This window comes from Sulfuracidifex tepidarius (genome assembly GCF_008326425.1).
In the GTDB taxonomy this organism is placed as follows: domain Archaea; phylum Thermoproteota; class Thermoprotei_A; order Sulfolobales; family Sulfolobaceae; genus Sulfuracidifex; species Sulfuracidifex tepidarius.
Genome location: NZ_AP018929.1, coordinates 2,275,364 through 2,290,958 on the forward strand (window position 1 = coordinate 2,275,364; position 15,595 = coordinate 2,290,958).

Annotated in this window: 13 protein-coding genes and 3 pseudogenes; 9 read left to right on the forward strand and 7 right to left on the reverse strand. The window is 42.7% G+C overall.

The genetic code is table 11. The features are described 5' to 3' along the window. Window positions 1-576: 576 nt before the first annotated feature. The gene (locus IC007_RS11505) at window positions 577-1,248 is read right to left on the reverse strand and encodes a TIGR00266 family protein (RefSeq protein WP_054846906.1); all 672 of its coding nucleotides are present in this window, start codon (window positions 1,246-1,248) and stop codon (window positions 577-579) included. A gap of 559 nt (window positions 1,249-1,807) precedes the next feature. On the opposite strand from IC007_RS11505, the gene IC007_RS11510 reads away from it, so the two are divergent. Beyond that, window positions 1,808-2,437, forward strand: coding sequence for a hypothetical protein (locus tag IC007_RS11510; protein ID WP_149528803.1), 630 nt, complete (start codon window positions 1,808-1,810; stop codon window positions 2,435-2,437). Between the two features lie 160 nt (window positions 2,438-2,597). Here the strand turns inward: IC007_RS11510 and IC007_RS14140 are convergent. Continuing rightward, window positions 2,598-2,951 (reverse strand): annotated as a pseudogene (locus IC007_RS14140) (IS200/IS605 family accessory protein TnpB-related protein); the annotation flags it as partial. A gap of 27 nt (window positions 2,952-2,978) precedes the next feature. Next, a pseudogene (locus tag IC007_RS13955) lies at window positions 2,979-4,110 on the reverse strand (IS200/IS605 family accessory protein TnpB-related protein). A 321-nt stretch (window positions 4,111-4,431) separates the two neighbouring features. Here IC007_RS13955 and IC007_RS11530 point away from each other — a divergent pair. After that, window positions 4,432-5,652 (forward strand): MFS transporter, encoded by a 1,221-nt coding sequence (locus tag IC007_RS11530; protein WP_149528804.1) that lies wholly within the window; start codon window positions 4,432-4,434, stop codon window positions 5,650-5,652. 173 nt (window positions 5,653-5,825) lie between these two features. After that, entirely contained in the window at window positions 5,826-7,403 is a 1,578-nt protein-coding gene (locus IC007_RS11535) for a thermopsin family protease (RefSeq protein WP_162302144.1), read from the forward strand. Window positions 7,404-7,415: 12 nt separating this feature from the next. Here IC007_RS11535 and IC007_RS11540 read toward each other — a convergent pair whose 3' ends face one another. From IC007_RS11540 to IC007_RS11555, 4 genes are all read right to left on the reverse strand, one after another. Continuing rightward, on the reverse strand, window positions 7,416-7,658 hold the full coding sequence (locus IC007_RS11540; RefSeq protein WP_054845762.1) for a hypothetical protein: 243 nt from the start codon (window positions 7,656-7,658) through the stop codon (window positions 7,416-7,418). Window positions 7,659-8,116: 458 nt separating this feature from the next. Further along, on the reverse strand, window positions 8,117-8,836 hold the full coding sequence (locus IC007_RS11545) for a zinc ribbon domain-containing protein (RefSeq protein WP_084739698.1): 720 nt from the start codon (window positions 8,834-8,836) through the stop codon (window positions 8,117-8,119). Window positions 8,837-8,992: 156 nt separating this feature from the next. Further along, entirely contained in the window at window positions 8,993-10,585 is a 1,593-nt protein-coding gene (locus tag IC007_RS11550; RefSeq protein ID WP_084739700.1) for an MFS transporter, read from the reverse strand. Between the two features lie 73 nt (window positions 10,586-10,658). Further along, entirely contained in the window at window positions 10,659-10,976 is a 318-nt protein-coding gene (locus IC007_RS11555) for a DsrE family protein (protein ID WP_054845764.1), read from the reverse strand. A 253-nt stretch (window positions 10,977-11,229) separates the two neighbouring features. On the opposite strand from IC007_RS11555, the gene IC007_RS11560 reads away from it, so the two are divergent. The 6 genes and pseudogenes from IC007_RS11560 to IC007_RS11585 all read left to right on the forward strand — a co-directional run bounded on the left by IC007_RS11560 (window position 11,230) and on the right by IC007_RS11585 (window position 15,579). Continuing rightward, window positions 11,230-11,796: a GMP synthase subunit A gene (locus tag IC007_RS11560; RefSeq protein WP_054845852.1), complete on the forward strand. Its 567-nt coding sequence runs from the start codon at window positions 11,230-11,232 to the stop codon at window positions 11,794-11,796. Then, the gene (nadC, locus tag IC007_RS11565) at window positions 11,796-12,626 is read left to right on the forward strand and encodes a carboxylating nicotinate-nucleotide diphosphorylase (protein WP_054845765.1); all 831 of its coding nucleotides are present in this window, start codon (window positions 11,796-11,798) and stop codon (window positions 12,624-12,626) included. The genes IC007_RS11560 and nadC overlap by 1 nt, the downstream gene beginning before the upstream one ends. Window positions 12,627-12,885: 259 nt before the next feature. Beyond that, on the forward strand, window positions 12,886-14,103 hold the full coding sequence (locus IC007_RS11570) for a hypothetical protein (RefSeq protein ID WP_149528806.1): 1,218 nt from the start codon (window positions 12,886-12,888) through the stop codon (window positions 14,101-14,103). Window positions 14,104-14,203: 100 nt separating this feature from the next. Further along, entirely contained in the window at window positions 14,204-14,428 is a 225-nt protein-coding gene (locus tag IC007_RS11575) for an AF_0619 family ribbon-helix-helix protein (RefSeq protein WP_054845853.1), read from the forward strand. Continuing rightward, window positions 14,418-14,796, forward strand: a pseudogene (locus IC007_RS11580) (type II toxin-antitoxin system VapC family toxin); the annotation flags it as partial. The gene IC007_RS11575 and the pseudogene IC007_RS11580, both read left to right, overlap by 11 nt. A gap of 390 nt (window positions 14,797-15,186) precedes the next feature. After that, the gene (locus IC007_RS11585; protein ID WP_054845854.1) at window positions 15,187-15,579 is read left to right on the forward strand and encodes a CBS domain-containing protein; all 393 of its coding nucleotides are present in this window, start codon (window positions 15,187-15,189) and stop codon (window positions 15,577-15,579) included. Window positions 15,580-15,595: the final 16 nt, after the last annotated feature.

Here is a 15,595-nt window from a genome sequence, read left to right on the forward strand (position 1 = left end):
GAGAATCTTTAGATTTTCTAAATGAAACTAAAAAGCAGGTCTCCTTATCTTAGGGGTTCAAAGAGGGCGGAAGACCGCCATCCTTGAAAATGGAGATAGACACCCCCCTTGTAGCAAAGGATAAAATACAAAAGTGCAATATATGTCTCAATAACAGTCACACACGGGGCAAGCGTCACCAGAGGCCTCTAACCGAGGGTCTCATGCACGTCTCTGCTCCAACGGTCTTTTGGACACGTGGGATGTCCGCTCAAGGCCAGGGCCTAGACGAATCGCAGTGCATAGCTCCCCCTACCCCTGGGAAGGTAGAGCTAGGAGGCAGGAAGCCCCGTCCGTGAGTGCAGGCTATTTCACTTGACGAAGACCTTCCAGTCTAGGGCTGTTTAGGGAAAGACCAGTTAAGGCTGCCAGAATGAAAGCATAAATAGAACTCTTTCAGTTATATTGATATCCTTCTTAACTTCCATGAAAATGGACGGTAAATTAAATATATGGGTTGGAGAAAAACTATTAACATATATCTTGTTGAAATAAGTTGTAATTTAAGCCGATCTAAAACGGAGGAATCATCGTCCCTCAAACTTTGAGTACCTTGAGCAGGGACGCTGCCAACTGGAGTCTAGACACTGCGTGCATGAACACTCTCCCAGGTCCCTTGATGTTTACGAAGAACAGTCCTTCACCCTCTAGACCTGATAGGATCATGGTCTTGAGACCACCTACCCTCGTTATTCCGTATTGCATTCCTTCGTCGAACGCTAAGAGATGCGAAGCCTCTATCTGAACTTCCTGTCCTTCCGCCAAGTTAAGCTGTACTAAACCGCCTATTGCGTGCAACCATACCATGCCAATCCCGGAGAACCTGGCCATGAATAAACCCTCGCCTCCTAGGATCCCTGCTGAGAGCCTTGCTAGAGAAGCTCCGTATTCCACGCTCTCCTCGGCTGCTAAAAACGATGTATGTTCAACTAGTATTGAGTTATTATTTAGTTCGAGAGGAATGATTTTTCCTGGCATGAAACCTGACATTGTAGACACTCCTGGACCTTCAAGCTCTGCTACAAAGAAGTCGCTTCCCGTCAGAGACCTACTTATTGATTTCAATATTCCTCCTTTTGCTTTCATATCGAGCTTAACCGAGACGTCCTTGTAAACTACATGGCCTGGCTCAGCGTAAATCTTATCACCTCCTTGTAAATTCAGTATAAGTACTTGCATATCGTTTCCGCTGATAGTATAGTTTATCATAATAGATAATTAGAAAAGATAAATTTAAATCCTATGTCTATGAAATTGTGATCTAAGGCTATTAGGCTAGTGTTAAAGTGAATCTACTTTCCTATATACAATAGAAAGTCCACGTAATGGAATTAAATAGGTTACGTCTTTGTAGTTCCTTACAGACGGTCAGATTTCTTATTTATTAAACTATAACTTAAATTATTCCAATGAAAGATCTTCCTTCTCTCAGCTATACTCAGTCAGACCTTAAAAGACAAGATCTATATTTCAGATCTGTACTATCTTGAGACCTCAACGTTCGCCGTAAAGAGTTACTTCGATGTTTAAATGAGCTAATGGTCTAACACCAAGCGTGAGGTAGCGCTGTGAGCCTTGAACGTCGACGCAGAATGTTTCTTGCCCTTTAACGCCTGATGAAGTATAAAGCCGAGATAAAACACGTTTAATACAGATTTAATTTCGTCAGTATTAGACACATTAAATGGATGAAAGATTTTAAACTTTTTCTATTAGTGAGACTGAATATGTTCAATACTTTTAATAATCACTCGAAATAACTTAGACCATGTTAAAGCCTATATTCAATTCCTTCGGAGGAGGAAGACCGACTTACATGAAGTCTTTAGATCTTCTGATATCTAATTTAGTTCTCTTTGTGCCTTCATTCGTCTATTTAATTATAACGATAATAGTTCCCGTAATTATAGGAGTGCCGGCTTTCCTAATATCTCCGTCAGTAGGGCTATTGGCGTTGTTCATCGAAAGCATAATTCTAGGAGCTGCCCTTGCTGTCACGTTATTAGTTACTCAAAACATGGTAAGCTCATCCATGAACGGAGTATCTCCTTCCTTGGACAGTTCCTTTAACTCAGCTATAGGAGGAGCTAAAGCCTCTGGGGTCCTAGTAGCGATCGTGGGAGCATACGTTATTGACTATCTCCTAGACTTCGCCGGTGTCGGTGTTTTAGGATCCCTAATACTCCTGATAGTCGTGATCCTTGTGATCCCTTCATTGTCAGTTAACGGTTCATTCGATGTAGTCCTCAAAGGAGGATATGAGAAAATAAGGTCGGTGTACTTGAGGGATCCTCTCTTGGCCCTGATATTGGTAGTCTCATCAGCCCTGATACTAGTACCAATATTAAATGTATTCTTTATCCCTTATGCCATAGTCTTAGCAAATATGTCAAGCTAATCTACACGTTTTAGCTTTTCCCGAACTTTAAGATAGAATATGTAATCCTTTTGTATATCGGGAGTAAGCAGATAAACTCGTATAATAGATAAGGCTAACGTGAAATCTCTTTAAGGGAAAGATCTGTAGATCAAGTTTCTTTCTTCATCACCTCAAGTGTTTACACGTGGCGTAACTTATGCTTACTTTTAGCCACTTCTAATTCCGCCACGGCACACCTCTTAAGGGATCATAGACGGTCACCCTCAACTCATTGGCACTAGTCGAGGGAAACACAACTACCCTCCCATCCACCCTTCTCATAATGTTTAGAGGTGCAATTGAGTCCCTCTCTAATAAAACATCCCCACCGTCTAAATATCTTAGCATTCACTTTAACTACTTTAATACCCATACCCTCGTGAGCAGTGCCCGTCACCAGGTAGGAGTTAAAAATCTTGATAACCTTCTCGACGACTTACCTACCCTTCTTTAGCCCCTCACCGTTAAACGGGTTAATTGACGAAGTCTGACTTCCTCCCCGCCACGGCGAGGGTTCCCCTCATCGGTTCGTGTTTACATATCTCATTTGAGGGGCAGTCGAGAGGGTCAGAGAACCCCTCCTGTTGAGGTTCATGATTGCAATAACGTCACGGTCGTTCTCGTAACCGCAAGACGGAAAGCGGAAAAATACCTATGAGAGATCTCCTCCATCCTTTTCCTACTTTTAGGGCATGAAACGGAAGAGTAACTGGGATTCACGAATTCTACGACCGCCACGCTCCTTAGCTTGCCACACTATCCAGTACTGCAAACGACGGTATTGCATTAGATATAACTTATCCCTAAACTCCTTAGATAATTTATCCACGTTCTTGATGAGGTTCCTGAGACTCTCTAACTTTATGACGTTGGCACCCATCATCCTTGCTATTTCAACTACCCACTTCCCCACTTTCCTAGCATCCTCCATTCTCTCAGCCTTTAGGTGGAAGGAGTGAGTCCTGTGGAGGATCCTCTTATTCTCCCTCCGCCTCTTTGATACTTCTGTAACCTCTCAGCTAAAGACTTGCAGTGATGAACTTCAAGCCTAGTTGGGATCCTAACGTAGCGTTTGTCATCTCTTCCTACGACTACCTCACCCATGTTAACATCAACAGCAACACTTTCCCTTGGTTCATCTCTCTCCAACGGTTTGTCAAAAACGACCTTGAGGAAAGCATTGTCTCCTTTAACTATTAGACGTGCTTCTTCATCTTCCAAATCATGTAGTCCTTGAGGTTCCTGGGATAACCCAGTGGTAGTTTTCACCAACACTCGCTATCCTAACAGTCATGTTATCGAAGTCCACGCTATAGCTCGCTCTAGGGTAGCCACACTGTAGGTTTGTACACTCTCGGGAAACGTCCTCTTCTCGGGTTGTTGTACCAACCCTTGTATATCGCGAGAGCATCTCTATAACAGTCCTCAGCAACCTTTGATGGTAGGTCGTATTCCTCTCTTAACTTCGTGTATAACTCCTCGTGGACTTTTCCTAACACTCCCTTCTCTTCCGGGTTCGGAACATTTTCCTTCAACCAAAATAACGAAAAACGTATTGCTTTCACGTAGTTGTTCACGAGGGCTAGGAGGGGTTCAGAGAGAGCGATCTTCATAGAAACAGTAGCTCTGATCGCTTTAACCCTCCCAGCCATCAATAGAATTTCGAAAAAAAACTAATATTTAAACAAAGGGGACTATCCATCCCCGCCTCAGAGAGGCGAGGCTTTCCGCCCCCTTAACCCCTTTTTCTGTAAGGAAAAGTATTTAAAAAGTTACGTAAAAATATTACAGTCTATATACTTTTGTACATGGAAGTAGAAAGTCTTAATTCCTGTAATTGGTCACTGATTATTCTGAGCAAAACGTACTATGCACTGATATCGTTATATTTCAGAAACGTTGGACATCCATCTTTCCCTTTCGTTTCATTTCTCTCAAAAAAATTTTATTAAACTATGCTCCATCAAGTGTTCATGGCTGAGAAGAGCAATTACATCGGGTCTTATCTATCCTGGATAATGGATTCCTACGACTTAGGAGCTGTCGTGATAACGGCCAGCATATTGGAGAAGCTTTTCTACCCCTCTCTGGGGCTTCTCGGAGCAGTCCTACCTATAGTGTTCACAGTTGTGTCCAGACCTTTGGGAGGATTTGTCTTCGGTCTGTTATCCGATCTACGAGGTAGGAAGCTCACTCTGGTCATCACAGTGATAGGGTATTCCTTCACAATAGGAGCGACAGGGCTCCTTCCGACGTATTATCAAATAGGAATCTTAGCCCCATTAGCCTTATCAGTCCTTAGAATAGTTCAAGGTATCTTCATAGGAGGAGATGTTTCTTCGAGCTTCACCCTTGCAATGGAGAGCTCTTTAAAGAGGAGGGGAATCCTCTCTGGGATCATGCAGTCAGGTACCCTTGTAGGTTTCGTCTTAGTTGACTTGCTTTTCACTAAGTTGGCTTCTGAGACCTTCTTCTTGAGTTACGGATGGAGGATCATATTCATTGTGGGTATCATACCTGCAGTGTTGGCTGCTGTGATCAGATCAAAGCTATCCGAGTCAAAGGTCTTCATGGAGGAAAAGAGAGGTACTGAGAGAGAGGTGATTCAAGGTCTGAAACCGATCTTCCAGACTCTGGGTGTCATGATAGGGTTCTGGGTAATGATTTACGCTGGTCCTCAGTTCGTTCCAGTATTGCTTGGGACTGTCATGAAGTTACCTCCAGCTGAATACGGTTACTTGTCTCTCTTAATGAACCTAATAGGGATTCCTTCCATGCTGTTATCAGGTTTACTCTCCGACAGGATTGGAAGGAGAACTATGGGAATAGTTGGCTCTCTCGCATCTCTCGCAGTTGCATCCCTATTTTACATTGGCGCTATGGAGGGACTTCCTCTGTTGAGCCTAATACTTATATTCGGGTTCGGGATAAACTTGCCTTCGGCAATATCACCGGCTTATCTAGCCGAAAGGTTCAGGACTTTGAGCAGGGCTACTGGAGTCGGATTCTCTTATAATGGTGCTTTCCTGATAGCAGGGTTTTCGTCGATCTATATCTCTCTGTTTTCCAGGGTGACTTCTCCTTACGTAGGGGCTTTAATTGTAGTAGGTATAGGAGCAATAATTTCCACCGTATCCCTGATGATGGGGCCTGAGACGTTGAGAATGTCTGAACTGAAAGTAGATAGCCAATAGACTGAGGTTAGTTATCAATTCCTTTTTTCTTTTTGTTTCTCCATAATACATAAGGAATTATTTTTCACTCTCCTTCCTCATTTCTATTCCTCAATTGGTGAATAGCTCAATTATGCTTCTAAAAAAACTTCTTTGGATTAAAGTTTAAACTACAATTTTCAATGAGATCACGCATGAGAGAAGTAATAGCTTTGCTCATGGTCGTCCTCTTTTTGATTTCACCTGTCATGACTGCCTCGGAAAACAGTGTCGTGAAGAAGTTAGACTATTACATGGAGTGTACAATCCTCCCATCTGGTATCGGGGTTTACGGAGTAGCCAATGAAAGCGGCAAGATCTCGTTTTTCACTGTGGCGACCCACGAGATCTTAGGATATTTTAATATCACTAATGTGAAATCTACAAGCACTTGTTCTATGTTCCCTCATGGGGCTAGCTTACAGCTCAACTCGGTAGTCCTAACTCGGACTACCGAAAACAATTTTTCGTTCTGGATTCAGAACGTATTGCTTTTTAACACTAGTGATAACGCAATTAAGGTCTTAGACAACGTATGGAACTTCTCTTCCCAATACTCTACTCTGAACGCATCAGGGAAAGGAGAGATCCTGAATTCCAACGAGGGGTCATACTATGTGTTCTCCGAACCTTGGGAACTTATCAAGTTCCCCTTTGCAGGATACCTCCTGGAGAAGGAAACCAGAAATGAAGCTCACCTCACAGTAAGTTTCGGTTACGTTATAATACAGAACGGAAGCTTCGTCCCACCATCAGTAGTCTGGTACGATAACGTGAGCATCCCTGTACTTAACTCTACATCGTCCTGCATACTAGTTTCGCCCCGTGAGACACCTCAAGGAAGCCTATTCGATGCGGAATTAGTCTTCGGGGGACCAGGGAGCGGGTCTCAATCCTGTTTCTCCGCCTTAAACGCGTCTTTGGGTTTGTTCTACAACAACACTCACGTGGTACCTTTTAAATCAATTTATGATTTCGGAACAGACACTGCAGAGAGGTCCCTAGATGTCCATGCTTACCTTAATGGATTAGTCGATCTTTATGCTGGGGAAGAAAATCCGTCCTTTCTAACGGACAACTACTCGTTTGTTACCCCCTTCACCGCAGTCGAGATAGAGAACGTAGTGAACCATGAGATTATCAGCAAGGAGCTGATCTACATCGATTCTGCTTTCCGGGAGAACCTAACTAATATCACTAACGCAAGCGTGGATCTCGTTCCTGAAAACCTCTCAGTGTCGGTACAGCCGTCTGACGTTTTCCAGACCAAGACGATATTTATAACATACGAGGAGATAGTGGAGGTCTCTCTGAATCTTCCTAACGGTACAACGCACGTTTGGGTCAAAAAGGGGGATAGCATAAGGTTGCCTGAGACAATACTTGAGGGTACTACTAGATACTCGCTAGAAGGAAACGATATGTTGAAAATATGCTCTCCGATTAACCTCACTCCTGTCTATCAGAAGCAGTTTCTGGTAAAGTTAATTACTATGCAGGGGGCTCAAACGTTCTGGGTCAGAGATGGTTCTAAAATTAGACTTTACCAAGAGAGCCTCCTACCAACCCAGTGGATAGGAACTTATGATGTTAAAAACGGCTTTTACGTAACTGTAAATCAACCCATAGTTGAAAGAGAAGTCGTATCTGGTTCGCCTTACTACATAGTCGCTGGAATTGTTATCCTAATTCTACTTACTGTTCTGGCCAGAAGGAGACGTCGATCTTCTTAGCTATCAAATAGCCTAAAGTAATTTAAGGTTCTTGAGAAACCTAAAGGAAATGAAAGCCAACATTATAGATATTCCCAAGATTATTGCTAGAACTAGATTGCCTAAATAATAAATCAGAAGAGCAGTGTAATAGGAAGCGTAGACGAAATAGAAAATTATAGTATCGACAAACTTGGGTTTCCTTAATATGTAGAAAGTCATTAAGACAGTAGTTATGATAAATCCTCCCATTATTGCAAAAAGTAGGAAATTCATAAATTATATTTCGTTTAAAACAATTATAAATACCTTTTTCATACATTAAACGCGCTCTGGACTAAAATATCCGCGACTCAGAGATTCACTCTCTACCATTACTGCGAAGGCTGAAGCTGAGAAATTAATCTCTATCGTGAAGGAATTCCCGTCACGACAGTTCAGTCTAGGGATATACCAAAAGTTTATATGGTAGATAATACGCGTACAACATCAAATCACTCTGATGGTTCTCGGTCTCCCAAAGTAGATAATTATAGCGAAAACAGAGTCTTGGTCATAACTAAGCGAAGCTTCTCTAACCCCTCTGAAGGGGTCTCTGTCTTCTTAAACCCTATTAAGATAAACGTAAAAAAGTTCAAATTCATAACTGATTTCATAATTAGGAAAAAAGAAAATTGTAAGTTGGTTTAATACCTCTTTTTTAGTAGACATAAAAAAACTCATCATTAAAGCAATCAGAAGTCTTGAGTCAACGACTCCAGTTGACCTTCCGAAAGATAGATTCCATTCATTATTAAGAGGTTTACTTGGTCTCCATTTCTAGATACTATCAATGAACCTTGCGTATTTGTTATGTTCTCCACAAACGTGTTATTTGAAATTTGAACTTCATGACCTCCTATACCAAAGAGCAAGGCTAAAGTCAAATATGTTTCATTGGAGTATGTAGAATTATCGTAACATAACTCCGCTGCCTGTAGGGTCAGTGGAGTATCATTAATAGAGCCGTACAAGACCTCCTCTTGTCCTGAAGAGAGACCTTCACTGACTTGCATCGATCCGGACGTCGAGGAAGAGAAGAAGGTGGAATAATCTGCTTCCTCCTTGGTACCATTAAGGTAATTTATTGACACCTTGTTGCCTTGAACCGAGAAGTAGAACGTGTTATTTCCCACCTTCCAAGTACCTCCAACCACAGAGGAGACCTGAGAGGGGGTCAGAATCTCTCCATTAGGTTGTATGAAAGCAGGAAGGACTCCCGCGATCACTATCAAAATTACGACTACTGCTACAAGAGCTAAAATTGCCTTCATCGGAAACTTAGATCCAGCTTGAGGAGGTGTGTAATTTGATGGTGGAGTTGGAGGAAAGTTGAACATAAGAGGAGAGCCACACTTAGCACAGAAGCGCGCATCGTCCTTGTTTTCATATCCACATTTGTTACACTTAATCATTCCGACTCAGTTTTAAGTTCAACCGATTACCTTATAAGTTTTTCATTATTTTTAACGTCTCCATTATTAAGATTTATAATTTATTTTTAAATTATAAAAATAATAAAAATTGGATTTTATCTAGGAAAAGAGTTTGAAGCTTCAAAACTAATAAAATCAAACGTTCTTTTCTTGACTTTCACTTCCTTTCACGTTGAGATCAGATCCTTTAAAATTGAACTCCGACTGGGAGACCCCAGTGTTAGAAGACTTATTCACTGTCACATCAGTGGTTGGTGTGTTAGTAGTAACTTGTTTCTCAGGTATTTTTGAAATGTCTATGTTCCTGGACATTAGAGCTATCAGCACCATTACAAGCCCTACACCAGCTGCAATGAAGAACGTAGCTTGGAAGGCAAAGTCAGTCGGCAGCTTGACGGTCATGTAACTCGTAACTCCGTTCACTGTCATGGGGTACACACGGTAGCTGTAATATGTAGCTAACAGAGACCCTGCTATTGATGGACCGAAGGCACCGCCTATGAGCCTGAATACCGTGTTCATTCCGGTTGCCACTCCCAGGAATTTCCTCTCTATAGAGAAAGTCAATACGTTTATGAGGACTACGTTCAGCATAGCTGACCCGAGCATCATCATTGCTGCTAAGAATGTTATTGAGAGCTCTCCTGCGTTAGAGCCGTTTATCGACACAAGTCCTAGAAGGAAGTAGAACACTGAAACTAGGGCTGACGCTCCCACTAGAACGGGTTTGGTGCCACTCTTTACCACAGACCTAGACGCTACTGCTGCTCCAACTATCTGCATTAGAGAAACGGGCAAGAGGAGTAACCCAGTACTCAGGATGTCTAAGCCGAAACCTACAGGGGTAGGAAGCTCGTAAAGGTACGATAGAGACTGATAAGCCATGAACATGCTTATTCCAGCCACCAGCGCAGCTAGGTTAGCCACTAACACGTTCCTCCTGCTCAACAGTTTAGTTGAGATCAGCGGGAACTTGGCCCTGCTCTGATAGAATATGAACGAAGCGAACAGGATTCCTCCAAGGGCCATCACAGAGAAGAACTCCAGCGAAGTCCATCCCCATGTTGGGGCCTCGGAGAAACCTAGTGTAAGCATGGTGAGTGAAATCCCCATCATTGCAGCTCCTAAATAGTCGATCTTACTGTCACGGTTAACGAACCTCGACTCCCTTATGTATTTTATGGTTAATATATCTAGTAAAATTACAACCGGAATTACAGTGTGATAAGTGTACTGCCAACCGAAGGTCTGAGCGATATATCCTGCTATCGGAAGGCTTATGGCAGAGCCTATCCCGAACATTGCGCTTACCGTGCCCTGTGCCTTGGGGACCATCTTGGGAGGAAACTCCTCACGTATCAAGCTGAAAGCCAATGGAAACATACCTAGGCCTATTCCCTGAAGGACCCTGAATGCCACGAAAGCGTCGAAGTTCGGGGCGAACCCGTTTAGCGTGACAGCTACAGCGTAGATTGACATCACGACAACTAGTATCTTCTTCTTACCGTATATGTCGCCTAGTTTGCCTACAATCGGGTTAGCCACGACTCCGCTTATCAAGTAAGCAGTGAGTACCCAGCTCACAGTGGCTGAGTTAACTCCGAAGTCGCTCGCGATTGTCGGAAGAGAAGGTATTAACATTGCTTCAGTATACATTACCATTATAGCTATGGGAGCTAAGATGAACAAAGCTCTCTTAGCGTAATTTAAGTCGTACTCGTCAGACATAGTTATCAGGAAGGTAGGTGAATTTATAAACTTATCTAAAATTTCGTTTAACGAAAAATTTGATATTTGACCTTTAAATGGTTAAGGTTTCGTACCCCTCCTTTATCCTGTTGAGTACATATATGCCTCCTACTGGAGCGAACTCGTCCACTAGCCCTTCCTCTAGGTCATCTTTGTCCAAACCGACGTTCTTCATTGCCACCTCGCAAGCGATCACTTTAACTCCTCTCTTCTTAGCTTTCCTGATGGAATCTAGAATAGGTTTGAACATGGCTTGCTTCTTGTTCAATGCCTCAACTGCAGGAGTTAAGAATATCATTTCCACGTATATGTTAGGGTCAGCCTCCTTGATCTTTGACGCCATTCCGACGTTAGCTAAGAGCTTAACCATGTTTTCTCCCTTCCGGTCATGAACACGAAAAGTATTTTGTCGTTCATGTAATGTGAGTCTCTTATGTGTTTTTAAGCTTGAATATTAAAATAATCTAAGAATTTTATTATTATATCTTTTTAATTTTTTAAGTTAAATAAATAAAAGTTAGAGCACTTAGGCTTTGTGGCTTATAGAGAGAAATAGATTCTTGCCTGAATTAGGTCCCACTCTAACCTTTATATTTATAAATTTGGTTCCTTTAAAGGGTACCGTGAGAATTGCCTTAATATATTACGGGGGCCAGTACAACCACCTCATACTTAAGAACTTGAAGTATCTGGGTGTAGACGTGATGACCGTCTCTCCTGACAGGGGAGTGGAGGAGCTGAACGCATTTGACGGGATAGTGTTCAGCGGTGGGCCTTTCTCCGTGGAAGAGGAGATCTCTAAGATGGGGAATTCCCCTGTATACGTTAAGGAGACCAGCGTTCCGAAGCTTGGGATATGTCTAGGACATCAACTCATCTCCTACGTGTTGGGAGGTAAGGTAAGGAAAGCTGTATCGCCGGAGTACGGGTTGGTGAAAGTGGAGGTCTTGGACAACGATACGATACTCTCTGGGTTCACCAAGCAGTTCAATGCGTGGGAGAGCCACTGGGACGAAGTCATAGAACCGCCTCCTGGGTTCAGGGTATTAGCGTCAAGCCCCAGCTCTAAGGTTCAAGCAATGGTGAATCAAGACAACACAGTGTTCGGGGTCCAGTTCCATCCGGAGGTCAAACACACCGAGAACGGGACTCTAGTATTTAAAAATTTCATAACAGCAATAAAGAAGTAATGTTGGACACTTTCGTGATCGAGAAACTGCTCTCTTTCCTAAAGGAGGACGCATACCCTGAGGACGTGACCGGGAGGTTCGCCTCGGGGATAAGGGCATATGCCGAGATCAAAGTAAAGGACTCGGGAGTTCTGTGTGGAGTGAAGATAGTGATCCCCTTCCTTAAATACATGGGGCTGGAGGTGAAAGGGTTCTCTGAGGATGGCACACAAGTCAACAGAGGAGATGTAGTACTGCGTTTTGAGGGGGACGGTGAAGTAGTCCTAGCTGTGGAGAGGACTGTTCTAAACGTTGTGTCTAAACTTTCAGGGATATCAACCTCAACCATGGAAATGGTGAAGAAAGCTAAGGAGGTTAACCCTGAGGTGAAGATAGCTGGGACAAGGAAGACCACTCCAGGCCTCAGGGACTTTGAGAAATACGCTATAGAGATAGGAGGAGGAGACCCACACCGACTCGGGTTGTTTGACGCCGTACTGATAAAGGACAACCACATTTCCCTCTTGGGAGGGGTTTCTGAGAGCTTGAGGAAAGTCAAGTCCATGACCAGCTTCACGAAAAAGGTGGAAATAGAGGTATTATCACTGGAGGACGCTTTAATAGCGTATAATGAGGGGGCTGACGCTATCTTACTCGATAATATGACGCCGGCCCAAGTGAGGGAAGTTGTTGAAAGGTTGAAAGGAAAGGTCATCCTGGAAGCGTCAGGAAACATAAACCCAGAGAACGTGAAAGAGTACGCTTCTACTGGAGTTGACGTTATCTCCAGCGGGTTCATTACTCACTCTTCAAGAGCATTAGACATCAGCTTGGACGTGTTCAAGCTCTAGAGTAACAAGCATACGAAAGGTTCAGCTTCTTTTAATCTATATAATAGTCGCAATCGTCAGAAAAATGCCAACATATTTCTAGGTAACAGTTACAACGATAACCGTGGTAACTGAAGTGTGAGTCCCACATGATCCTGTTATTACATGTTATTATATAGGTCTGTTAGACTATATACTTCTTTGTGATACATATTTCCTTAATATTAACTATGTATTTTATATTGGTCATCCTTTTTTATTTCCGTAATTCATTTTTCCTATGAATAAGAACCAGAAAATTTTGGCTGTAGGTATAGCTATATTGGTTATCCTAGTAGCCTTGGCGTCTCTATATCCGTATCTGAGCAAGAAGTCTGAAGTGACTGAATCATCGTTTTCAGGCTACCTATCGACCAGCGACCTTGAAAAGGCTGTAGGAGGTACGTGGAGCTTTGATGAGAGCGGATCGTATAACTACACGGTAAGCAACGGAAACGTGACATATCACTACTATAAAGGGAGTCCTAAAGTATATCCCGTGGATACTGCCATAGGAAAGGATCCATTCTCGTACCTCATACACCAGGAAGAAGCAGTACTCGGGTATTTCCCAAGCTCTCCCGCATCATTCGTCAGTGGAGTGGTGAGAGGATATCACCTGAAGTTCGTTAACGGAAACGACGAAATAGAACTTGATCTAGTCAACATGTCTTCGTCTCTCGCCAGTCAGCTTTACAGCTCAGCTAAGTCCTCTTCTTACTATGTGTCTACCTCAAAAGGAGACCTCTACTACGGGTTCTACAGCGGTAGCGGATACTGCGCCGTTGTGGGGGCTGTTTCGACTTACATGTTCAATATCTACTTCAAACCCGCTCAGAGTAAAACAGCGATGACGCAAGTGCTAGAGGACGTAGCAACTAACTTGGGCCTCTCCCCTTCATCTTCCGTCTCGACCAAAGAGCCAACTGTGAGTGTGGCTCCAAAGGAGATCAAGCTACCTTTCAACCTGAGCTTGACTTCAAGTGAGGTGAGTAGCGTGTTGGGTAATAAGTGGACTTTCGACCCAACGTGTACGCTGAACGCTTCCATATCTAATGGTGACGTCCAATACCTTTTCTATAACGGTAAGTACTATAACGTGAGCGTGGACAAGTTCTCAGCTGCAGATCCAATGTATTACCTGTCTGGGAACATGAAGGACGCAATGAACGTGTCCATTCAGGACCAATACCTCTACGGGAACTCATCTTACGTCCAGATAGTCACTTTCGAGTACAACGGGACTCAGTTCCAAGCATACGTGTTGAACGTGTCAACCTCTATACTTAACATGTTGCCTTCTTCAGGAGTTCACGTGTCCAAGTACGACACTATACTCAGCTTCAAGTACGACGGTTTGCTGTTAAACTTGTACGTGGGGATGTCCACCAGTTCGTCTCAGCAGTCACAGTTGATGAACTTGTTGGAGAAATCTCTGATTATAATTAATAATAATTAACCTTTTTCTTATCAAGTTCTATTAATTCCTCTTTCTCTTATTTGTATTTTATTTATTGTGTCTTTTAACTCTTATATACATTATTTTCGTATATATGACTATATCAGACGTAATAAGCGTAAGGGTCAGGAGGGAACTAAAGAAGAAGGCAGAAGAGTTAGGAATTAACTTTAGAGAAGTTGTTGAGAAAGCATTAGAGAATGCAATAAATGAGAAGAAGGGAGATGAACTCAGGGACACTGCTACTAAGATTAAAGACTTGATGAAGGACGTACGAGAAGAGGACTGGGTAAAGGCAGTCAGAGAGGATAGGAATGAAAGATAGGTTTCTCTTCGATACTTCTGCTTTATACCCTGTTCTCAACTACATCGATGAAATTGATGTGAGTAGAGTTCACATATTGAGTTTAACTTTCTACGAAGTAGGAAACGTAATATGGAGAGAGTTTTCTGTGCGCAAAAAGATCGTGGACCCCATCTCACTGGCTAAACTTTTTCAAAAAATTCATGAAGGAGCTCAGAGTGTTGGAAGGCCCTCCATTAGATGAGGTGATGAAAGTAGCGTCAGAAAAGGGCTTAACTTTTTATGACGCTTCATACGTCTGTTCCGCTGAATCAAATGGGCTTATCCTAGTATCGGAAGACAAAGAGTTGATAAAGAGAGCTAAGGCTATTCCTTTAAAAGATATCCTAAATAGGACAAAAAAATTAGGGTGTTCTTCAGGGAACGGCGACTCATGTGACCTCTGCAAGTTATATTTCAAGAAGAGACGAGTATAATGAAGTAGATTGCTAAGCGCAAATCCTTACCTTGTCGACTTGAAAACATTCAATTAATTTTATTATAATTATTTAAATAAACTGAATCTGCAGTAGACTCATGAAGGACCGTAAAGCCACTGGAGCGTCATCCTCTACCAGTCCTGGTGAGGTAGAGTGACGAGAAAGGAAGTTACGTGGAATTTACGTCCATGAGGCGGGATAGTTCACTAAAAATTACGTTTCTTCGTTTTTACTACGTATTTCAAAGAGGGTAGAAATCCATGATAGGTTTTAAATATGTATATGATCAGATGAATGATAATGGACGTAGGAGAACTTATAAAGAGAGAACCGGTTAAGGTCGCTCCTGATTCTTCTATAAGGGAAGCATGCGTAATCATGAAGAGGGAAGGAGTAGGTTCTTTGCTCGTAGAGTCCGGTGGGAACCCCGTGGGGTTCTTCACAGAAAGAGACGTGATAAACGCTATAGCGAACGGTATTTCGCTTGACGAGAAGGTCTCCTCAGTGATGACACAGGGAGTGGTTACGATACAAGCAGACAAGGACGTGTCGGAGGCAATTCTGCTCATGAATAACGAAGGGATAAGACACTTAGTGGTCGTGGACGGACAAGGAAAAGTGATAGGCGTGATCTCCATGAGGGAAGCAGCTTGGGCCCTGAACTCCATGACGCTCGACTCTTCGGTTTGGTGACGTATCTATATTTATA